This is a genomic window from Salipiger sp. PrR002 (assembly GCF_010500775.1).
GTDB lineage: Bacteria > Pseudomonadota > Alphaproteobacteria > Rhodobacterales > Rhodobacteraceae > Salipiger.
Genome location: NZ_JAAGOU010000001.1, coordinates 72,665 through 94,141, shown reverse-complemented (window position 1 = coordinate 94,141; position 21,477 = coordinate 72,665). Strand labels below are relative to the sequence as shown.

Below are 21,477 nucleotides of genomic sequence, written 5' to 3'. Positions count from 1 at the left end.
GAGAGGGCCTTCACTCCGCCGCGATGGCGGGCTCTGCCTTCACGCAGGCCACGCGGCGGCGCGGGCTGGGCGTATAGACCGGCGGCAGCCCCGCACGGCACTCGGGCATGGCATGCGGGCAGCGCGGCGCGAAAGAGCAGCTGTCGGGCTTGGTCTCGAGCGAGGGCGGTGCGCCGGGGATGGCGCTGAGCCGCGCGCCGCGCTCGACGTCATGCAGGTTCGCCGCCAAGAGCCCCTGCGTATAGGGGTGGCGCGCGTCCTTGATGATCTCGCGCGTGGTGCCCTCTTCGACGATCTGCCCGGCGTACATCACCGCGACCCGCTCCGAGATTTCCACAGCCACGCCAATGTCATGGGTGACAAAGATCACCCCCATGCCGAACTCTTTCTGCAGCTCGCGCAGCAGCAGCAGGATCTGGATCTGCACCGTGGCATCAAGCGCCGTGGTCGGCTCGTCGGCCAGCAGCAGGCGCGGACGGCAGGCCAGCGCGAGCGCGATCATCACCCGCTGGCGCATCCCGCCCGAAAGCTCGTGCGGATAGTTGTGCAGCCGCCGGTTTGCCGAGGGAATGCGCACCCGGTCGAGCATGTCGAGCGCGGTGGACATGGCGTCGGCCTTGCTGACGCCCTTGTGCCGCATCACAGACTCGGCGATCTGGTGGCCGACGGTATAGACCGGATCCAGCGCCAGCGCCGGTTCCTGAAACACCATCGAGACCTCGCCGCCCCGGTACTTCTGCAGCTTCTTGCCCGATAAGCTCAGCACATCGGTGCCGTTGACATGCATCGAGCCTTCGATGTCCGTGCGCTTTGGCGGCAGAAGGCCCAGCAGCGCCTTCAGCGTCACCGATTTGCCCGAGCCGGACTCGCCCAGCAGCGCCAGCGTCTCGCCCTGTTCCATGCTCAGCGAGACGTTGTTGATCGCATTGACCGTGCGCTTGCCCTTGAAGCGGACGGTGAGGTTCTGGATGTCGAGTAGCTTGGTCATTTGCCCTCCTCCGGTTTCGGGGTGGTGCTTGGCGCGGTCCAGAAGACCTCGCGCTTTGGCTTGGCGCATTTTCCCGACAGGATCATTCCGGCACCCCCTGCCCGGCCTTGGGATGGCCCGAGGTGGCGTCATGCAGGTGGCAGGCGGTCAGATGCTCGGCATTGGCGGCGATCGCCTGCAGCTTCGGCACTTTGGTCTTGCAGACCGCGCTGGCGAAACGGCAGCGGGTGTGGAAGCGGCAGCCCTTGGGCGGGTCGATCGGGTTTGGCGGATCGCCCGCCAGCGGCGGCTCCTGCGTGCGGTCATCCGGGTCCATCGCCGGCATCGCCGAGAACAGCGAGCGCGTGTAGGGATGCGCCTGCTCGCGCCAGATGCTGTCGACCGGCGCGACCTCGACCACTTCGCCGAGATACATCACCAGAATACGGTCCGAGATGTAGCGCACCACGTTCAGGTCGTGGCTGATGAAGATATAGGTCAGGCCGAACTCGCGGCGCAGGTCGGTCAGCAGGTTCAGCACCTGCGCCTCGACCGATTTGTCGAGCGCCGACACGGCCTCGTCCAGCACCACCAGCCGCGGCGACATGGCGAGCGCGCGGGCGATGTTCACCCGCTGGCGCTGGCCGCCTGAAAGCTCGTGCGGGTAGCGGTGGGCAAAGCGGTCGGGATCGAGCCCGACGCGCGCCATCAGGCTGCGCGCCCGGCCATTGGGATCGTCGAGCCCCTGCACCTTGGCGCCGAAAGCCACCGAATCCTCGATGGTCAGGCGCGGGTTGAGCGAGGCATAGCTGTCCTGAAAAACCATCTGCACGTCCTTGCGCAGGTCCTTCAGCGACAGCCGCTCGCCCAGACCCTGCCCGTCGAAGATGATCTCGCCCTTGTCCTTCTCGATAAGGCCGATGAGCAGCCGCGCCGTGGTGGATTTGCCGCAGCCGGATTCGCCGACGATGCCCAGCGTCTCGCCCTTCTTCACCTCGAAGGAGACGCCGTCGACCGCCTGCACCACCGCCTGCGTGCGGCCAAGGATGCCGCCGCGGACCGGGAAGTGCTTTTGCAGGTCCTTCACGATGACCAGCGGCTGCGCCGGGCCGCCCTTGTCGCGGCTCGCTGGGGCGGCGGTTTTCGGTTTGATCGCCTGATCTTGGCTCGGTGACAGGTCAGTCGCGGACATTCATCGCGCTCCTCAGTCCGTCGCTCAGCAGGTTGAGGCAGAGCGAAGTGATAAAGATCATCACCCCCGGCAGCGCCGAGAGCCACGGGTTGATGTAGATGGCCGAGCGCAGCGTGTTCAGCATCAGGCCCCACTCGGGCTCGGGCGGGCGCACGCCGATGCCGAGGAACGACAGGCCCGCGGCAAGGATCATGCACACCGAGGTGAGCGAGGTGGCGTAGACGAAGATCGGCGAAAGCACGTTGCCGATCACGTGCACGCGGATCACCGTCCACGCGCTCGCCCCGGTGGCCCGCGCGGCGTCGATATAGTCGAGCGCGCGCACGCCCGAGGTCACTGCCTCGGCAACGCGGGTGATCGGCGGGATGAAGACGATGGTCAGCGACACGAGCGAGTTGACGATCCCCGCCCCCAGCGCGCCCGAGATGGCGATCGCCAGCAGCACCGAGGGGAAGGCAAAGAAGACGTCCACGATGCGCATGATGATGGTGTTGGTCATGCCGCCGACGTAGCCCGCGACGATGCCGAGCGCCGAGCCGATGAAGAAGGCCAGCACCACCGGCATCAGCCCGATGAACAGCGTCAGCCGCCCGCCGTAGATGAGGCGCGCCAGCATGTCCCGCCCCTGCTCGTCGGTGCCGAGGAAATGCCCCTCGGTGCCCAGCGGCTTGAGGCGTGCGATCATCGAGCCTTTGTAGGGATCGGCGAGCCCCAGATAGGGCGCGAAGATCGCCGAGAGGATCAGCAGCAGCACGACCGCGAAACAGATCATCGAGACCGGATCGCGCGCCACGCGCGCGCCCACGCCGGACCAATAGCCCTGCGGTTTCTCGGTCTTGGCGCCCTGCATGTTTTCGGTTTCCGCAAGCGCCATGGGTCAGGTCCTCTTGATGCGGGGGTCGATGGCGGCCTGTGCCACGTCGACGATGAGGTTCATTGCCACGAAGAACAGGGCGAGGATCAGGATCGTGCCCTGCAACAGCGGCAGATCGCGCTGGAAGATGGCATTGGACAGCAGAAAGCCCGAGCCCGGCCAGTTGAACACGGTCTCGATCAGGATCGAGCCGCCGAGCAGGTAGCCCAGCTGCAGGCCCATGACCGACAGCGCCGTGGCGGCGGCGTTGCGCGCCACGTGGCGCAGCACGTCGCCGCGGCTCATGCCCTTGGCATAGAGCGCCTGCACGAAGTCTTGGGTGAGGATGTCTCCGGCCAGCGCGCGCACGGTGCGCGCAACGATGCCGATGGGCACCACGGCCAGCGTCACGGCGGGCAGGATCAGATGGCGCATGTGCAGCCAGTCCCAAGCCCAGCTATGCGAGCCGCCCGGCCCCGCGCCCATCGAGGGCAGCCAGCCGAGGTTCACAGAAAAGATGATGACCAGCACGATGCCGAGCCAGTAGTTCGGCACCGACACGCCGGTGATCGACACCGCGGTGACCGCGCGGTCGAGCAGCGTGTCGCGGAAATAGCCCGCAAGGAAGCCGAGGAAGATGCCGATCGGAAAGGCGATGACGGCGGCGCTGACGGCCAGCAGCAGCGAGTTCTGCACCGCGCCGAACACCTCGTCGGCGACCGGACGGCCGGTGGCGATGGATTTGCCCATGTCGCCTTGCATCAGATTGCCGACCCAGATCGCGTATTGGATGGGAAGCGGCTTATCGAGGCCGTAGGCGGCGCGCATGGCGGCCTGCTCTTCGGCGGTGGCGTCGATGGGCATGATTGCGGTCAACGGATCGCCCGGAGCGATCTGGACCAGCATGAAGCAGATGACCGACACCCCGAAGGCCACGGGCAGCACGAGGATGAGGCGGCGGAGGAAATAGCTGAGCACGGGTGGATCCCTGGCTTGAAGTGGACCCCCGCCGCAGCGCGTGCGGCGGGGGCGAAACCCTTGCGGGCCTTACTCTTCGATGGTGATCGACGAGAAGTTCTGGTACCAGTTCTGCGCCTGCACGAAGCCCTTCACCTTGGGCGCCATGGCGCGCGGTGCGACGTCGTGGGTGACCATGAGGAACAGCGCGTCATCGACGTATTTCTCATGCGTTCTGCGCATCACCTCGTCCTGCGCTTCGGGATCGAAGGTGTTCTTGATCTCCGAGAACAGCGCCTGCATCTCCGGATCGCTGTAGTGGCCCCAGTTGGTGCCATTGGGCGCGATCAGGTTCTCGTCGAGGTGACGGATGAGGCCGGTGAACGGGTCCTGCAGGAAGTAGGTGAAGTTCACCGACATCGCGCCATCGACCGAAGGATCGGCCGCACCGGCACGCCACAGGTTGATCATCTGGTTCCACTCGACCACCGAGAATTCGACGTCGATCCAGATCTCGGCGAGGCTCTGCTGAACGTACTCGTTCATCGGCAGCGGCAGCATCTGGCCCGAACCCGACGGCGAGATCAGCGCCTTGACGGCGAGGTGGTTGTCGGGGCCGTAGCCTGCCTCTTCCATCAGCGCCTTGGCCGCGTCGAGGTCATAGGAGATGTCGAACGAGGGCTCACCGAACCACTGCGAGCTGGGCGGCAGGAAGCCCTTCGCGGGGACCATCAGGCCACCCAGAAGCGGTGCCATGCCTTCGCGGTCGATGGCGAGGTTGGCCGCCTTGCGCACGCGGATGTCGTTCCACGGCGAGCCTTCCAGACGCGACAGGTGCCACGTCCAGTTGTGCGGATAGGCGTTGGACGAGATGACAAAGCCATTGCCTTCCATCGCCGGGATGGTGTCGGGCGCCGGCGCTTCGATCCAGTCGACCTGACCGGACAGCAGCGCGGCCGAACGGGCGTTGGGCTCGGGCAGCGGGATCAGCACCAGCTTGTCGAGCTGGGGAACGCGGGTGTCGTCCCAATAGTCGGCGAAGGGCACCAGTTCGGCGCGCTCACGCGGCACGAAGGTTTCGAGCTTCCACGGGCCGGTGCCCGACGGGCTGCCTGCAACCTTCTCCCAGTCCTTGTCCATGGCTTCCCAGTTCGCCTTCGACGACATGAGGATCCAGGTCATCTGGTAGGGCAGCGTGGCGTCGGGCTCTTTCGTGGTGATCTCGAGCGTGTAGTCGTCGATCACCTCATAGGAGGCCACAGCGGGGATGCGCGACTTGCCCTGCGCCGACTGGCGCGGGTCGTATTGCTCGGAGCTTTCGTCGAGGATCTTGTCGAGGTTCCACACCACATCGGCGGCGGTGAACGGCGCGCCGTCGTGGAAGGTGACGCCTTCGCGCAGCTTGAAAGTCCACTTGGTCTTGTCTTCCTCATCCACCGACCACTCGGTGGCGAGACCGGGGATCAGGACCGAGGGTTTGTCGGCGCTGGTGAGATCCCATTCGATCAGCGAGTCATAGACAGTGTAGCCCATGAAACGCATCCCCTCGCCGCCCTGGTCGGTCTGACCGGTGGTGAGAGGAATGTCGGCTGCGGTCATGCCGATCCGCAAAGTGCCTTGCGCCATTGCGGCGCTGGCCATGGTGGCCGCGACGGCGAGCGCCGCAATGCCTGCTTTCAGACGAAGCATAAGAACCTCCGAAATATCCCTGTTGAATGGCCCGGCCTCGTGAGTGTGCCGGATGCGTGATCAGCTTGACGCGGGCGCAGAGCGATGGGCAGACAGGCGAGCGCATCGGGAAATTATCTTTTTGGCATTCCATCTGGATCGCTCAAAAATTAAACGGAAAATTCACGGACGCACACAAAACCGGCATCGGAAAGTCATTTTTGTACGAACAAAACCGGGAATTACACACATCAAGCGGCGTTGCCGATTGGCCTCACGCTGAAGTAGAAAAGAGCAAGTTACGCTCGCGTAAGCTATGGAAATGCGTGATTTCCCACGCACTATCGGCTTTGAAGAGCGCAGAAGCTGAAACATGCCGCAATTTGACCGAGCAGTTATGGACAGACGCAATTTCCTCGCGGGGCTCACCGCTTTGACCTGCAGCGCCGCCCCGGCAGCGACCGCCGAATCCAGTTCCGAGCAATGCTGGCGGCTGTGGCGCGCACGCTTCATGCAGCCCGACGGGCGCGTGATCGACGATTTGCAGGGCGGCACGAGCCATTCCGAAGGTCAGGGCTATGGCCTGCTTCTGGCGCAGGCCCATGGGGATGAGCGCAGCTTCCGAAATATGGAGGAGTGGACGGCGCATAATCTCGCGATCCGCGACGACCGGCTTATGGCATGGCAATGGATCCCCCGCCGCCGCGACAATATCGAGGATTGGCACAACGCCACCGATGGCGATCTCTTCCGCGCTTGGGCTCTGCTGCGGGCAGCGCGCGACAGCGGCTGGCACGAATATTACGACACCGCCATGGCCATCGCCCGCGACATCGCGCGCCTGTGCCTCGCGCCCGACCCGCGCGCACCCCAAGAGCTTATCCTGAGGCCCGGAGCCGAGGCGCGCATGGCCCCCGACCGGGTGCTCTTTAACCCCTCCTACATCATGCCCCGCGCGCTGCGCGAGCTTGGCGAGGCCGCCGGGGAGCCCAAGCTGATCCGCGCCGCCGACCACGGCGAGAAGCTGCTGGCCGAACTTGCGCGCGAGCCGGTGCTGCCGGACTGGATCGACGTCACCGAGGCGGGCTTTGATGCGCCGCAGGAACATGAGTTGCGCTCGAGCTATGACGCCATTCGCATCCCGCTTTACCTGACATGGTCGGGCCGCACCGCGCATCCCGCCGTCGCCTCTGCGCTGGCAGGCTTCGACGCGGCAGGCCCCGGCGGCAAGGTCGCCGTCGCGCTCGGGCCCGCAGGCAAGGTGCGTGCGGTTTCCGACAGCGCGGGCTATCGCGCCATCGCCGCGCTGGCCCGCTGCGCGCCCCTGCCCCCGGCAACCCGGCAGGATTCCGCGCAGTCCTACTACCCGGCGACCCTGCAACTTCTGGCAAATGTGGCCATTCGTGAGCGCGGAAGCTGCTGACAGCCCAGTTCCGGCCTTAATCCTTGAGAAAAGTTTACCGAGGCACCACCTCGCGTAAACTTTTGCCGGCCAACGGCTTGCACTCTCGCTGCGTCGCGCAGAAAATCCCGCAAAACGGGCAAACACCGCGAGCAGCACATGAAGTATACCCGCCTCATCATCGGCATCGCCGCGATCCTCGCCACGCTGTGGGTGATCATCGGCGAACAGATGACCGCCGCCAGCGCCAACGCCACTGTCAACGCGCCGGTGGTCACGCTGCGTGCGCCGGTGGCAGGCACGCTGGAAATGCAGGGGCACGCACTTGGCGCGCGGCTTGCGCAGAACGATCTTCTGGCCACGGTGAACGATCCGCTCGCCGATTCCGTCCGGCTCTATGATCTGCAACTCGAAGCCGACACGGCAGGCGCCGCCTATGCCCGGATCGAGGCCGACATCGAGCAGAAGGAGAAGGCCCGCGGCGATCTTGAAGCCCGCGCCGAACGCTTTCACGCCGCCCGCATCGAAGAGATCGAGGCGCGGCTGAAAGAGGCGCGCGAGCGCGTCGCATTGCTCGAAGCATCGGACGAAGGCACCGGCAGCGCCGCCGCCTCGCTGGCCGATGGCGTGACCGTCGAAGACAGCCGGCGCCCCGGCGAGCCGGTGACCCGCGCGCTGGCGCTTTCTCATGCCCGCGAGCGCGTCGAGACGCTGGAGATCGAACTCGCCACCGCGCGCGAGGGGGTCTATCTCGGCGACGGCTACAACGACGCGCCCTATGCCGGGCAGCGCATGGCGCAGATCGACGATGAGCTCGACAGTCTGAGCGCGGCCCTCGCCGAGACCGAGGCGCAACGCACCGCGCTCGAGCGCCGCATGACCCGCGCCCGCCAGCGCCTTGGCCGCCAGTCGCGCGCCGAACTGCGCACCCCCGCCGAGGGCATGCTGTTCTGGGAGACGCTGCAGGCCGATGCCGTGACCGTGCAGCGCGGCGATCCGGTTCTGCGCCTCGTCGACTGCAGTCGCAGCATCGTCACCCTTTCGGTGACCGAGCGCACATTCAATTCGCTGCGCGTGGGGCAAGACGCCAGCTTCCGCTTCACCGGGCAGTCGCATCTCTATCCCGCCACGGTCGGCCGCCTTGCCGGCAGCGGCGCGCGCACGATCTACGCCAACCTCGCCGTCGCGCCGAGCGCCAAGCACCTCGAACGCTATGACGTGACGCTGCTGGTGCCCTCGCTCAACGCCGACCCCGAGATCGGCTGCGCCGTGGGCCGCACTGGCCGGGCCTTCTTTGACGGGCGTCCTCTGGACATCTTCCGCGGCTGGTTCGACTGAGATGAACCGAGATCTCGCCCCGTTCCCCCATCTCGGCGAGTTGGGGTCGAGCAGCGCCTATCTGCTCTTGGTGGCGGGCATCGGGCTGATCCTGCCGTTCATCGTCGACATCTACCGCACCCGCGACCGCAGCATCCTTTTCGCCGTCGCCTTCATCCTTGCCGCGCGCTACGCGTGGTGGCGCGGCGCAGAGACCTTGGCGCCGCTGGAGTTCAGCGCCAGCGCCTTCTTCAGCTACGCGCTCTATGGGCTGGAACTGGCCACGCTGATCGGCTCGCTCAGTGCCTTCGTCATCCTCGCCCGCCACAAGCAGCGCAGCATCGAGGCCGACGAACACGCGGCGTGGTGGGGCGACAAAGAGCCCAAAGTTGCGGTGATGATCGCCACCTACAACGAGGACCGCGAGATCCTCGAGCGCACCATCATCGGGGCCAAATCGCTACGGCACCGCAACAAGGAAATCATCGTCCTCGACGACAATCGCCGCGACTGGCTGCGCGACTACTGCGAAACGCAAAACGTGCGCTATATGCGGCGGCCCGACAATAAGGGTTCGAAGGCGGGCAACATCAACCACGCGCTGGACCGGCTGGCCGAAGACCCGGTGCCGCCGGACTTCTGCGCGGTGCTCGATGCGGATTTCGTGCCGCACCGGGGGTTCATCTCGCGCTCGCTGGCGCTGTTTCACGATCCCACCGTGGGGCTGGTGCAGACGCCGCAGCACTTCTTCAACGCCGACCCGATCCAGCACAACCTCGGGCTCAGCGCCTCTTACCCTGACGAGCAGCGGTTTTTCTTCGACCACATGCAATGCTCGCGCGATGCATGGGGCACGGCGATCTGCTGCGGCACCTCGTCGATCAGCCGCTGGGACGCGCTGCGCGAGTTGGGCGGTTTCCCGACGGAGAGCGTGACCGAAGATTTCATGCTGACCATCGCGCTGCAGACCATCGGCTGGAAGACCGTCTATCTCAACGAGCCGCTGACCGAGGGGCTCGCCCCCGAAGGCATCGCCGAATACATCACCCAGCGCGCGCGCTGGTGCCTTGGCCTGATGCAGATCGCCCGCTCGTCCGTAGGGCCGTTCAGCAAAGCCAACCTGCGCATCCGCGACCGTTGGAGCGTCATCGACTCGGTGTTCTTCTGGGCCACCAGTTTTCCGTTCCGCCTCGCCGCCATCGTCTTTCCGCTGCTCTACTGGTTCTTCAACATCACCGTTGTTGATGCGCAGCTGGCCGATGTGCTGATCTATTTCGGCCCCTATTACGTCTGGGTCACCATGGTGATGAACCTGCTGTCGCGCGGGCTGATGATCCCGGTTATGCATGACGTCAGCCAGCTCATCGGCTCGATCCCGATCACCCGCGCGGCCTATACCGGGCTGTTCCGCCCCAAGGGGCACAAGTTCTCGGTCACCGCCAAAGGGGGCGACCGCTCGAAGGTGGTGGTGCAATGGCGGCTGATGGCGCCCTTCGCGATCTGCCTTGTGCTGAGCGTGGTTGGCCTTAGCCTCGGCATTTTCGACGATAATTTTGCCTATAATGATGCGGGTGACGGCAAATGGGTGATCGTCTTCTGGACCGTGTACAATATGGCCGTGCTGACGGTGACCTGCTTTACCTGCATCGAACTGCCCCGCGCCGAATCCCATATCGCCGATAAGCCTGAACGCGTGAGCTTCACCGCCAATGGCCGGAGCGACACACTGTGGCTGTCGTCGCTCACGCTCGATACGGCGCGGCTGCGCGGAAACCTTTATCCGCTGCAGACACGCGGCATCCTGCATCTGCCCGACGTCGGCGATCTCGAGGCCTATGTGATCGCCACCACCACCGACGGCGCGCGCCTGAAGCTGGAGCCGACGGCAGAGCAGCGCGAGGCGCTGTTCGTGCGGTTCTATGCGGAAGGCGATGCGCCGGGCATCGTCAGCACACGGACCTCGGCAGTGATCGCAGATATCGCGCGGCGCATCAGCTTCGGTCTGCCCGGCTGACGCGCTGCGCGAGCCTCAGAACGTGTTGACCGAAAAGCCGATGAAGAACTCGCCCGAGTTGAAGCGATAGCCTGCACGCAGGCTTACCGGCCCGTCGTAATGCTTGTTCACCGCGAGGGTGGTGTCGAGATAGCTGTCACTGCCGCCGCGCGAAAGCTCGGTGTTGAAACCGCTGTCTCCCCAGCCGAAAGACACCAGCCCGAACCAGCTGTTCTCGATGCTGTTAAGCTCGGCGAGATAGTAGAACGAGCCAAAGGACGTGGGCATCCAGCGATCCAGCGAGGCCCGCACGCCGAGGTCATACTCGTCTTCTTCGCCATCCTTGTAGACACCGCCCACCGCCGGGCCGATTTTGAAGCTGGCACCAATCGGCGTGTCGAACCCGTAGGTGAGGCTGCCAACAACCGAATAGCCCCCGTCCCAATGGCTCACCACTCCGCCGTAGTTCAGCTTGTCGCGGTTCACCGCCAGCACCGCGCCCGAGGTGCTTTGCGCCTGTTCGAGCTGCACGAAGGTGCCGTCCGCCGCAGCTGGAAGCGCCGACAATGCCAGAGATGCCGCAAGACCGGCCGTAGCGAGAAAGCCAGAGGTCGTCATGTTCGGTTCCATTTTTGTTGATTGTCTGCCCGCCGGAGGGTCGCCCGGATTGACCTAGGGTTCGCAACGCAGGCACGCCGATGCAAGTGGCCGGGCCAAGCGCAGGTCGCGCCGTGTCATTATCGAGACATTAATCCCTGACATAGCGGCATGTTTCCGCCACCCATCTTTTGACGCAAAAGGGGCGGAGGTTGCCCCCCGCCCCTGACATGCCCTTGCAGAGCAGATGGCTCAGCTGTGGCTCACGCGCCTTCGAGCGCGATGGCGATGCCTTGGCCCACACCGATGCACATGGTGGCCAGCGCCTTCTGGCCGGGCTTCAGCTCCAGCGCGGCGGTGCCGGTGATGCGCGCGCCCGACATGCCAAGCGGGTGGCCAAGCGCGATGGCGCCGCCGTTGGGGTTCACCCGCGGGTCGTCATCGGCGATGCCAAGATCGCGCAGCGTGGCGATGCCCTGCGAGGCAAAAGCTTCGTTCAGCTCGATCACATCGAAGGCGTCCTGCGTCAGACCAAGCCGCGCCATCAGCTTCTTCGACGCCGGTGCCGGGCCAAAGCCCATGATGCGCGGCTCGACGCCTGCGGTGGCGCCGCCGACGATGCGCGCGATCGGGGTCAGCCCATGCGCCTTCACCGCCGCTTCCGAGGCGATGATCAGCGCCGCGGCCCCGTCGTTCACGCCCGAGGCGTTGCCCGCGGTGACCGAGCCACCCTCGCGGAACGGCGTCGGCAGCTTGGCGAGTTTCTCCAGCGAGGTCTGGCGCGGGTGCTCGTCGGTGTCGACAACCAGCGGATCGCCCTTGCGCTGCGGGATGGTCACCGGGGTGATCTCCTGCGCGAGACGGCCATTGGCCTGCGCCGCCGCCGCCTTTTCCTGCGAGCGCATGGCAAAGGCGTCCTGATCCTCGCGGCTGATGCCGAACTCTTCGGCCACGTTCTCGCCGGTCTCGGGCATGCTATCGACGCCGTATTGCGCCTTCATCAGCTTGTTGACGAAGCGCCAGCCGATGGTGGTGTCGTAGATCTCGGCATTGCGCGAGAAGGCCGAGGACGCCTTCGGCATCACGAAGGGCGCGCGGCTCATGCTCTCGACGCCGCCCGCGATGGCAAGCTCGATCTCGCCCGCCTTGATGGCGCGCGCCGCTGCGATGATCGCATCCATGCCCGAGCCGCAAAGGCGGTTGAGCGTGGTGCCCGGCACCGTCACCGGCAGGCCCGCCAGCAGCGCCGACATGCGCGCGACGTTGCGGTTGTCTTCGCCCGCCTGATTGGCGCAGCCGAAGTAAACCTCGTCCACCGCCGACCAGTCGATGTCGTGCTTGGCCATCAGCGCCTTCAGCGGAATGGCCCCAAGATCGTCGGCCCGCACCGAGGAGAGCCCGCCGCCAAAGCGGCCGATGGGCGTGCGGATATAGGAACAGATATAAGCGTCGGTCATCTCAGAGCTCCGGGCAGATCAGGTCGGCAACCTCGCCCTCGACATGCAGCGGCGCGCCGGTGAGCGCCTGCAGTTCGTCGAAGGAGATGGCAGGGATCTTCTCGCGCAGGACGAAATTGCCGCCCTCCACGTCGACCACCGCCAGCGAAGTGTAGATGCGCGTCACACAGCCCACACCGGTCAGCGGCAGCGAGCAGCTGGCGACCAGCTTTGGATCGCCCTTCTTGGTGACATGGTCGGTCAGCACCGCCACACGCTTGGCGCTCTGCACCAGATCCATCGCGCCGCCGACGGCAGGCACGCCGCCCTTGCCGGTGGACCAATTGGCGAGATCGCCGTTCTGCGCGATCTCATAGGCCCCAAGGATGGCCACGTCGAGATGGCCGCCGCGCACCATGGCGAAGCTGTCGGCATGGTGGAAGAAGGCGGTGCCGGGCTTGATGGTGATCGCCTTTTTGCCGGCGTTGATGCAGTCCCAATCTTCCTCTCCGGGCTCGGGCGCCTTGCCAAAGTCCAGCACACCGTTCTCGGTGTGGAAGATCGCCTGCTTGCCCTCGGGCTGGAACTTGGCGACCATCTCCGGGAAGCCGATGCCGAGGTTGACGTAAGCGCCATCCTCGATGTCCTGCGCCGCGCGCCATGCGATCTGGGCGTTGCTCAGCTTGATGGCGGAAATGTCGGTCATGGTATCGCTCGCGATGTCACTCATGGGTAAACGGCCTCCGCCCGGTTCAGCTCTTCTTCCTGTGCGGGCTTTGCCACCTCGACCACCGAGCCGACAAAGATGCCGGGGGTGATGACATGCTCGGGATCGATGCCGCCCAGCGGAACGATCTGCGAGGCCTGCGCGATGGTGTGGGTCGCGGCCATGGCCATCACCGGATTGAAGTTGCGCGCCGCCATCCGGTAGGTCAGATTGCCATGCGGATCGGCCAGCTCGGCCTTGATCAGCGCGTAATCCGCCTTGAGCCAGCGCTCGCGGACGTAGTGCTTGCCCTCGAATTCCTCGACCGGCTTGCCCTCGGCCAGTTCGGTGCCATAGCTGGTGGCGGTGTAAAAGGCCGGGATGCCCGCGCCGCCCGCCCGGATACGCTCGGCGAGCGTGCCCTGCGGCACGATCTCAAGCTCGATCTCTCCGGCCAGATAAGCCTCGGTGAAGACCCGCGGGTCCGCCGAGCGCGGGAAGGAGCAGATCAGCTTCTTGACCCGCTTCTGTTCGATCAGCGCGGCAAGGCCGACGTGGCCATTGCCGGCGTTGTTGTTGACGACGGTCAGGTCTTTGGCGCCGTGGTCGATCAGCGCGTGGATCAGTTCGATCGGCGCGCCGGAGCCACCGAAGCCGCCGATCATCACGGTGGCGCCGTCGGGAATGACCGAAACGGCCTCCGCGGCGCTGGCGATGCTCTTGTCCATGAAAATCCTCCTGTGGGCGCGGATCGCCCTCGGAAGCGGAAATATGACCTGCGAGTAACAGGGGCTATGGATTTCGTGCGCATGTTGACATTTGTTCAGATACCGCCGCAGATCGTGCGCATGTTGAACAAACCGACCGATTACATCGCCTCGCTGGCGAAGGGCCTGCAGGTGATCGAGTGCTTCCGCGCCGAAACCCCGCGCCTGTCGATCGCGCAGGTGGCCGAGATGACCGGCCTCGACCGCGCCACCGCGCGGCGCTGTCTGCTCACGCTGCACCGGCTGGGCTACGCCGATTACGACGGGAAATTCTTTCAGCTGACCCCGCGGGTGCTGCGCCTCGGCATGGGGGCGCTCGCCGCCCTGCCCCTGCCGCAGCTGGTACAGCCCTGGCTCGATCAGCTGTCGGAACAGATCCATCAGTCAAGCTCGGTGTCGATCCTCGACGAGACCGAGATCGTCTACCTCGCCCGCGCCGCGCAGCGCAAAGTCATGAGCATCGGCCTGATGCCCGGCTCGCGCCTGCCGGCCCATTGCACCTCCATGGGCCGGGTGCTGCTCGCCGCCCTGCCCGAGACGGAGATGCGCGCCCTGCTCGACCGCTCCGACCTCACGCCGCGCACGCCGCGGTCGCTGACCGACCCCGAAGAGATCATCGCCCGCATCACCCAGACCCGCGCGCAGGGCTTTGCCATCATCGATCAAGAGGTGGAAATGGGCCTGCGCTCGATCGCCGTGCCGCTCTACAACGCGCATGGGAAAGTGGTGGCCGCGCTGAACACCGGCCTGCCTGCCATGCAGGCGGAACCGGAGGATCTGGCGCAAGACTATCTGCCCGCCCTCCTCAAGGTGCAGGCGGGTCTGCGCCGGGTGCTGCCCTGAGCCTTTCATTGTTCCCAAAATACGCGACTTCGGCGCTGGTGGCAGGTGCCGACTGCGTATTTGCAGAACAATGAAGGCCAAAGGCCTTAAGAGACAGTTGCCCGACAAGAAAAGGGGCGAGGGTTTCCCCCCGCCCCGTTTTCATGAGCTTGACCTGTGGAACCTAGTGGCTCACTCGTCCGTGTCGAGGCTCAGGGCCACGAAGCGCGGATCCCCACCGCGGCGCACCAGCAGCAGGATCGACTTGCGTCCGGCGTCCTTGGCTTCGGTGATGCGATCCTCGAGGTCATTGAGGCTCAGCACCTCGGTCTGACCGGCTTCGGTGATCACGTCCCCGGCACGCAGGCCCTTTTCATAGGCTTCGGCAGCGGGGTCCACGTCGGTCACCGCAAGACCCTTGGCGCTGTCCTGCAGGCCCAGCTCGCTGCGCAGCTCGGCGGTGAGCGGCGACAGGGTGAGGCCCATCAGGTCCTTGGTGGCGGGCTCTTCGATGCCTTCTTGCTGTTGCGAGGCGGGCACGGCGGTCTCGGTTTCCTCGCGGCGGCCGAGGGTCACCAGCAGCGTCTCGGTGTTGCCGTTGCGGTTGACCACCACACGGACCGATTTGCCGACCTCGGTGTTGCCGACGATCCGCACCAGCTGGCGGGTGTCGGAGACCGATTTGCCGTCGAAGGAGACGATCACGTCGCCCGCCTTCATGCCCGCATCCTTGGCCGGGCCATCGGGCACATCCGAGACCATCGCGCCTTCGGCGCTGTCGAGGCCAAGCGCCTCGGCCATATCCGGGGTGACGTCCTGAATGCGCACGCCGAGCCAGCCGCGGCGGGTCTCACCGTATTGCTTGAGCTGGTCGACCACTTTGGTCACCACATTCGAGGCCATCGAGAAGCCGATGCCGATCGAGCCGCCGTTGGGCGAGAGGATCGCGGTGTTCACCCCGATGACGTCGCCGTTCATGTTGAACAGCGGGCCGCCCGAGTTGCCGCGGTTGATCGCCGCGTCGGTCTGGATGTAGTCGTCATAGGTGCCCGAGAGCGCGCGGTTGCGGGCCGAAACGATCCCGGCCGAAACCGAGAAGCCCTGCCCCAGCGGGTTGCCCATGGCCATAACCCAGTCGCCGACCTTGCTGTCGTCGGAGTTGCCGAACTTGACGAAGGGCAGCGGCTCGTCCGCGTCCACCTTCAGCAGCGCGATATCGGTGTTGGGGTCGGTGCCGACCAGCTTCGCGTCCAGCTCCTTGCCGGAGAAGAACTCAATGGTGATCTCATCCGCGCCTTCGATGACGTGGTTGTTGGTGACGATATAGCCGTCTTCCGACACCACGAAGCCCGAGCCGAGCGCCGAGGAGCGGCGCGGCCGGTCGCCTTCGGGGCCATTGCCGTTGCGGTCCTGAAACTCGCGGAAGAAATCCTCGAAGGGCGAGCCTTCGGGAACGATGCCCTGCGGGCCGGTGCGCCCCGCGACCATCGTCGAGGTGGTGATATTGACGACCGAGGGGCTGACGCGCTCGGCCAGTCCCGAGAAGCTGTCAGGCGCGCTCTGCGCCTGCGCCATCAGCGACTGCGAGACGATCATGAATGCGGAGATCGTGGCGAGCCAGAACAGCCGCACCGGGCTCGCACCCTCCGTCACTGCAAGATTTTGTGGTTTCACAGGGAACTCCTTCTGTTCGGCAGCCTTGATCGCGGTCTTGAGCGCGGTGCCCCACGCGGCGCGCTGCCTCCTCATGAACAAGCGTAACATAGGTGCTTTGGGCGGCCACCAAAGAAAAGGTTTCAAGGTTTCAAGCCCATGTGACAGGGCAGTGAAAATTTCGGCGGTGCGCCGCCGGCAGGCTCGGCGCAAGCCCGCTCAGCGGCGCGCGATCCACAGCAGCAGAACCCCGGTGATCAGCGTCGCAAGCCCCAGAAACCTGCGCATCTCCAGCGGCATGTCGCGCAGCGCCTCGAGCATGCGCTCCACAAGCGAAGGGGCCAGTGCGTACACCAGCCCCTCGATCACGAGAACCAGAGCGATCCCCGTCAGTATGTCGGTGCCGCTCACTCGGTGGCGGTGGCGCCGGTGGTGGCGCTTCCACTGGTGGAAGAGCCGGTGGCCGTGCTGCCCGAAGTAGAGGGAGCCGAAGCAGCGGGGGCCGCGGGCGCCGCCGCAGCGGAATCCTCGCCCTCTTCCGAGCTTTCCGCGAGCGGTGCCGGAGTGGCCTCACCCTGATTGCGGAAATAGTCGAAGAACTCGCCGGTCGGGGTCATGACGATCGAGGAATTCTCGCCCGGCAGCGCGTTGCGGTAGGCCTGCAGCGACCGGTAGAAGCCAAAGAACTCGGGATCGGCGCCATAGGCCTCGGCATAGATGCCGTTGCTTTCGGCGTCGGCCTCACCGCGGATGATGTCGGCATCGCGGTTGGCTTCCGATTGCGTCTCGACCACGGTCCGGTCGGCCAGCGCGCGCACGCGCTGCGCGGCCTCGTTACCACGGGCGATCTCGTCTGCGGCTTCCCGTTCCCGCTCGGCGCGCATCCGGGCGAAGGTCGCCTCGAGGTTCTGCGACGGCAGGTTGGTCTGCTTGAGACGCACGTCCACCACATCAAGGCCCAGCGACAGCGCCTGTTGGCGTGCCTGGTCGCGAATGCGGTTGGTCAGCCCGCGACGGTCTTCCGACAGGATCACGTCCGAGGTCACCTGATCGGCACCCAGAACTTCGCGGATCTGCGCGTTGAGGATGCCCGAGAGGCGGTCCTCGGCGGTGCGCAGACCGCCCACGCCCACGGCCTGACGGAAGCGCACCACATCGGCGATGCGGTAGCGCGCGAAGGCGTCCACAACGAGGCGGCGGTCATCCGACGGTGTCACCTCGATGGTGTCGGTGTCGAGCGACAGGATGCGGTCGTCGTATTTCACCACTTCCTGGATCAGCGGCACTTTGAAGGCGAGCCCGGGCTCTTCCTTCACCGATTTGATCTGGCCGAACTGCAGCACGAGTGCCTTCTCGCGCTCGTCCACCACGAAGATCGACGAGAGGGCAATCACCGCCAGAACGACGATCACCGGCAGCACATAAGTCGACTTGCGCATGTCAGTTACCTCCCTCTGTGGTGGTTCGGCTGCGGTTCAGCTCGTTGAGCGGCAGGTAAGGCACAACGCCGCCCTCGCCGGTCACGCCCTCGTCGAGGATGGTCTTGTCGACCCCGCCCAGCACGTTCTCCATCGTCTCGAGGTAGAGACGGCGGCGGGTGACTTCGGGCGCCTTGACGTATTCCTCGCGCACGGCAGAGAAGCGGCTGGCTTCACCCAGCGCCTCGTTGACCACGCGCGCACGATAGCCTTCGGCCTCTTCGCGGATTTGCGCCGCTTCACCACGGGCCTCGGCGACCACGCGGTTGGCGTAGGCGTCGGCCTGACGTTCGAGACGGTCACGCTCCTGCTCGGCGGCCTGCACCTCGCGGAAGGCGTCGATCACTTCGCGGGGCGGATCGGCGGTGTCGAGGTTGATCCGCACGATGTTGATGCCGCTCTCGTACTCGTCCAGCGTTTCCTGAATCTCGCTCATCGCCGTGTCGGCAATGATGCCGCGGTCACGGTTGAGGATGGGGGCGAGGTTGCTGGCCGCGATGATCTCGCGCATCACCGCCTCGGAGACCGCCTGAACGGTCAGCTGCGGGTCGCGAATGTTGAACAGCAGTTTCGCCGGATCGTTGATGTTCCAGACAACCTGAAACTCGATGTCGACGATGTTGGCATCGGTGGTCAGCATCAGGCTGTCCGCCGCATCACGCCCGTTGCCGATGGTCTCGGTCCGCTCCGAGGTCACATTCACCACCTCATGGGTGACGAAGGGCCAAGGCGCGAAGTTCAGGCCGGGATTGCCGGTCGAGGAATATTTGCCGAGGAAAAGCTCCACCGACTGCTCTTCGGGCCGGACGGTGTAGAAGCTCATCCAACCCCAGACACCAACCGCGACCAGCGCGATCAGGGCCACGGTGCTGCGGTTGAACTTGGGCCCGCCCGAGCCGCCGCCGGTGCCACCGGTGCGCCCGCCGTTGTTGCCGCCGCGCCCGCCCATCAGCACGCGCAGCCGCTCCTGGCCCTTCTTCATCAGCTCGTCGATCTCGGGGATCTGCGGATCCTCGGGACGTCGGCCACCGTTGTTGTTGCCTCCGCCACCGCTGGGCGGCCTGCCGCCACCCTGATTGCCACCGCCGCCCCAGGGGCCGCCGCCGTGTCCTGCCATTAGGTTCCTTCCCTCTCACTCACGTCTGTGTGTTCCCCTACCTGTGCATTTTCACCGCGAATTCAAGCGGTGCGCACCGGGGACTTCAGCGTCACGATCTCTTCCGACATGGTCGGGTGCACTGCCACGGTACGATCGAAATCCTCTTTCGTCGCCCCCATCTTTACGGCAATCCCCGCCAGCTGGATCATTTCCCCGGCGTTGGGTGCGACGATGTGGCAGCCCAGCACCTTGCGGGTCGCCTTCGAGACGACCAGCTTCATCATCACCCGGTCGGGCCGACCGGCAAAGGCGCTCTGCATCGGGCGGAACGAGGTGGCATAGACCTCGATCGGCTCCTGCTCGGCCGCCTCTTCCTCGGACAGGCCCACCGTCCCGAACTCGGGCTGGGTGAAGACCGCCGAGGGGATCAGCTCGTGATCGACCTTGGTGGGGTTGTCCTTGAACACCGTCTCGACGAAGGCCATGCCCTCGCGGATCGCCACCGGGGTGAGGTTCACCCGGTCGGTGACATCGCCAATGGCGTAGATCGAGGGCACATCCGTGGCGCTGTACTCATCCACCAGAATCTCGCCCTTGCGGCCCAGCTTCACGCCAGCCTCTTCGAGACCCATGTCGTCGGTGTTGGGCAGACGTCCGGTGGCAAAGAACACCTTGTCAAAGACCTTCACGTCGCCGTTCGAGGCCTTGACCCAGACCGGGCCGTCGCCGGGCTTGCCGCCGCTGTGATCGGCCAGCATTTCCTGCATCCGCGCGCCCATCGACACGCCGGCGATCTCATGCTCTTCGAGATCCTCGGCGGTGGCGAGGCGCATTTCAACGATGTCGGTGCCGCAATGCAACTGCACGCCGTTTTCCACCATGCTCTCGGCGATCAGGCCACGGGCCTGCTCGTCAAAGCCGCGCAGAACCTGCGCGCCGCGGTAGTATTGTGTCACCTCGACGCCAAGCCCGTTGAGGATGCAGGCGAACTCGCAGGCGATATAGCCGCCGCCGACGATCAGGATCGAGCTCGGCAGATCCTCAAGGTGGAAGATATCGTCCGACACCAGACCCAGCTCGGCATTGGGGATCTCGGGGCGCATCGGGCGGCCGCCGGTGGCGACGAGGATGTGCTTGGCGGTGATCGTCTCGCCGGTCGACAGTTCGACCGTATGCGCGTCCTTCACCTTGGCCCGCGCATCATAGGAGGTGACGCCCGAGTTCTTCAGCAGGTTGCGGTAGATGCCTTCGAGCCGGTCCAGCTCGTTGTTGAGCCGGTGCTGGAAGGCGCTCCAATCGAAAGCCCCTTCCGCGATGTCCCAGCCATAGCCCTTGGCGTCCTCGGCAACGGTGCCGTATTCGGACGCGAAGACCATCAGTTTCTTGGGAACGCAGCCGCGGATGACGCAGGTGCCGCCATACCGGTCCTCTTCGGCGAGGGCCACTTTGGCGCCGGTCTCGCCCGCCGCAACGCGGGCCGCACGCACGCCGCCCGAACCGCCGCCGATCACAAAGAGATCAAAGTCAAAATCGCTCATGGGTCGCCTCTGGGTCGCCTTGTTTTCTGTCGGCGGGAGGTAGACCACAGAGCCGGGCGGATGACCAGAGCGACCGGGCCGGATGGCAGCGGCGCCATGCGACGTGCGCGCTCTGCGTGCAGAGGTGCTGCGCCGAGGCGGGGGCCAGCCCCCGCGCCCCCGGAGTATTTGTCGAAAGATGAAAGGCCGCCCACGGATGTTCCATGGGCGGCCTGTCGTTTTGGCGTCGTCTGGTTGGTGTCAGTCTGGGCGCGGGGCTCAGAGCAGGGTCTGAGCCTCGCTGAGATCGACCGTGCTCTCGCCCGCTTCGCCGCCACGCAGCTCGGCGCGGCCATCGGCATGGCCGATCACCACCGTGTCGCAGATGCCGAGGAAGAGGCCGTTCTCCACCACGCCGGGGATCTGGTTGATCGCCAGCGACAGCGCGCGCGGATCGCCGATGCGCTTCAGATGCAGGTCGAGCACATGGTTGCCCTCATCGGTGATGAAGGGCTGCTCACCGGCCATGCGCAGGGTGGTTTCGCGGCCGTCCACATCCATGTCCGCCAGCGCGCGCTCGACCAGCTTGCGGGTCGAGGCGCCGCCGAAGGGGATCACCTCGAGCGGCAGCGGGAAGGCGCCCAGCGTCGCCACATCCTTGGCCGCATCGGCGATCACCACCATGCGGTCGGAAGCGCAGGCGACGATCTTCTCTTGCAGATGCGCGCCGCCGCCGCCCTTGATCAGGTTCAGCGCGGGGTCGAACTCATCGGCGCCGTCGATGGTCAGATCGAGCCAGCCCGCCTCGTCGAGGCTGATCACCTCGATGCCCACCTGACGCGCCAGTTCCGCGGTGCGGCTGGAGGTCGGCACGGCACGGATCTTCAGCCCGTCCTCGCGCACGCGCTTGCCAAGGCTGCGCACCAGCCAAGCGGCGGTGGAGCCGGTGCCGAGACCGACGCGCATGCCGTCCTCGACGAAATCCGCCGCACGGCGGGCGCATACGAATTTGGCCAGATCGCTGGCCGAAAGCTGGTCGGACATCGCCGCGAC

General features: G+C 65.5%; 19 protein-coding genes. 4 read left to right on the top strand and 15 right to left on the bottom strand.

What is annotated here, in order from left to right:
• Positions 1-10 precede the first annotated feature (10 nt).
• The 5 genes from G0A00_RS00450 to G0A00_RS00430 all read right to left on the bottom strand — a co-directional run bounded on the left by G0A00_RS00450 (position 11) and on the right by G0A00_RS00430 (position 5,658).
• Positions 11-988 (bottom strand): ABC transporter ATP-binding protein, encoded by a 978-nt coding sequence (locus tag G0A00_RS00450; protein WP_066101178.1) that lies wholly within the window; start codon positions 986-988, stop codon positions 11-13.
• Between the two features lie 82 nt (positions 989-1,070).
• Positions 1,071-2,159: an ABC transporter ATP-binding protein gene (locus tag G0A00_RS00445; protein ID WP_164178960.1), complete on the bottom strand. Its 1,089-nt coding sequence runs from the start codon at positions 2,157-2,159 to the stop codon at positions 1,071-1,073.
• Positions 2,146-3,033, bottom strand: a complete 888-nt coding sequence (locus G0A00_RS00440; protein ID WP_164178959.1) for an ABC transporter permease — start codon at positions 3,031-3,033, stop codon at positions 2,146-2,148. The genes G0A00_RS00445 and G0A00_RS00440 overlap by 14 nt, the downstream gene beginning before the upstream one ends.
• 3 nt (positions 3,034-3,036) lie before the next feature.
• Complete coding sequence (locus G0A00_RS00435) at positions 3,037-3,990, bottom strand: ABC transporter permease (protein WP_164178958.1); 954 nt, start codon at positions 3,988-3,990, stop codon at positions 3,037-3,039.
• A gap of 69 nt (positions 3,991-4,059) precedes the next feature.
• Positions 4,060-5,658 carry an ABC transporter substrate-binding protein gene (locus tag G0A00_RS00430; protein ID WP_164178957.1) on the bottom strand — a complete coding sequence of 533 codons (1,599 nt, stop codon included), beginning with the start codon at positions 5,656-5,658 and terminating at the stop codon, positions 4,060-4,062.
• A 376-nt stretch (positions 5,659-6,034) separates the two neighbouring features.
• On the opposite strand from G0A00_RS00430, the gene G0A00_RS00425 reads away from it, so the two are divergent.
• The 3 genes from G0A00_RS00425 to G0A00_RS00415 all read left to right on the top strand — a co-directional run bounded on the left by G0A00_RS00425 (position 6,035) and on the right by G0A00_RS00415 (position 10,370).
• Positions 6,035-7,060: a glycosyl hydrolase family 8 gene (locus G0A00_RS00425; RefSeq protein WP_164178955.1), complete on the top strand. Its 1,026-nt coding sequence runs from the start codon at positions 6,035-6,037 to the stop codon at positions 7,058-7,060.
• Positions 7,061-7,198: 138 nt separating this feature from the next.
• Entirely contained in the window at positions 7,199-8,377 is a 1,179-nt protein-coding gene (locus tag G0A00_RS00420) for an HlyD family efflux transporter periplasmic adaptor subunit (protein ID WP_164178954.1), read from the top strand.
• 1 nt (position 8,378) lies between these two features.
• On the top strand, positions 8,379-10,370 hold the full coding sequence (locus G0A00_RS00415; protein WP_164178953.1) for a glycosyltransferase: 1,992 nt from the start codon (positions 8,379-8,381) through the stop codon (positions 10,368-10,370).
• A gap of 15 nt (positions 10,371-10,385) precedes the next feature.
• Here G0A00_RS00415 and G0A00_RS00410 read toward each other — a convergent pair whose 3' ends face one another.
• The 4 genes from G0A00_RS00410 to G0A00_RS00395 all read right to left on the bottom strand — a co-directional run bounded on the left by G0A00_RS00410 (position 10,386) and on the right by G0A00_RS00395 (position 13,816).
• Positions 10,386-10,967, bottom strand: coding sequence for a hypothetical protein (locus G0A00_RS00410; protein WP_164178952.1), 582 nt, complete (start codon positions 10,965-10,967; stop codon positions 10,386-10,388).
• Positions 10,968-11,209: 242 nt separating this feature from the next.
• Positions 11,210-12,403, bottom strand: a complete 1,194-nt coding sequence (gene pcaF, locus G0A00_RS00405; protein WP_164178951.1) for a 3-oxoadipyl-CoA thiolase — start codon at positions 12,401-12,403, stop codon at positions 11,210-11,212.
• 1 nt (position 12,404) lies between these two features.
• The gene (locus tag G0A00_RS00400) at positions 12,405-13,088 is read right to left on the bottom strand and encodes a 3-oxoacid CoA-transferase subunit B (RefSeq protein ID WP_203595237.1); all 684 of its coding nucleotides are present in this window, start codon (positions 13,086-13,088) and stop codon (positions 12,405-12,407) included.
• A 20-nt stretch (positions 13,089-13,108) separates the two neighbouring features.
• On the bottom strand, positions 13,109-13,816 hold the full coding sequence (locus G0A00_RS00395; protein ID WP_066101203.1) for a 3-oxoacid CoA-transferase subunit A: 708 nt from the start codon (positions 13,814-13,816) through the stop codon (positions 13,109-13,111).
• Positions 13,817-13,936: 120 nt separating this feature from the next.
• Between G0A00_RS00395 and G0A00_RS00390 the strand changes: the two genes are divergently transcribed.
• Complete coding sequence (locus tag G0A00_RS00390; protein WP_164179125.1) at positions 13,937-14,698, top strand: IclR family transcriptional regulator; 762 nt, start codon at positions 13,937-13,939, stop codon at positions 14,696-14,698.
• Positions 14,699-14,869: 171 nt separating this feature from the next.
• Here G0A00_RS00390 and G0A00_RS00385 read toward each other — a convergent pair whose 3' ends face one another.
• From G0A00_RS00385 to rpiA, 6 genes are all read right to left on the bottom strand, one after another.
• Positions 14,870-16,273, bottom strand: a complete 1,404-nt coding sequence (locus G0A00_RS00385; RefSeq protein ID WP_235952898.1) for a DegQ family serine endoprotease — start codon at positions 16,271-16,273, stop codon at positions 14,870-14,872.
• A 276-nt stretch (positions 16,274-16,549) separates the two neighbouring features.
• Positions 16,550-16,741, bottom strand: a complete 192-nt coding sequence (locus tag G0A00_RS00380) for a DUF2065 domain-containing protein (protein WP_066101205.1) — start codon at positions 16,739-16,741, stop codon at positions 16,550-16,552.
• Positions 16,738-17,769 carry a protease modulator HflC gene (gene hflC / locus G0A00_RS00375; protein WP_164178950.1) on the bottom strand — a complete coding sequence of 344 codons (1,032 nt, stop codon included), beginning with the start codon at positions 17,767-17,769 and terminating at the stop codon, positions 16,738-16,740. Before hflC ends, G0A00_RS00380 begins: the two co-directional genes overlap by 4 nt.
• 1 nt (position 17,770) lies before the next feature.
• Positions 17,771-18,925 carry an FtsH protease activity modulator HflK gene (gene hflK / locus G0A00_RS00370; protein ID WP_164178949.1) on the bottom strand — a complete coding sequence of 385 codons (1,155 nt, stop codon included), beginning with the start codon at positions 18,923-18,925 and terminating at the stop codon, positions 17,771-17,773.
• 62 nt (positions 18,926-18,987) lie between these two features.
• Positions 18,988-20,445 (bottom strand): FAD-dependent oxidoreductase, encoded by a 1,458-nt coding sequence (locus G0A00_RS00365; RefSeq protein ID WP_164178948.1) that lies wholly within the window; start codon positions 20,443-20,445, stop codon positions 18,988-18,990.
• 258 nt (positions 20,446-20,703) lie between these two features.
• Positions 20,704-21,468 carry a ribose-5-phosphate isomerase RpiA gene (rpiA, locus tag G0A00_RS00360; protein ID WP_164178947.1) on the bottom strand — a complete coding sequence of 255 codons (765 nt, stop codon included), beginning with the start codon at positions 21,466-21,468 and terminating at the stop codon, positions 20,704-20,706.
• Between the last annotated feature and the right edge of the window lie 9 nt (positions 21,469-21,477).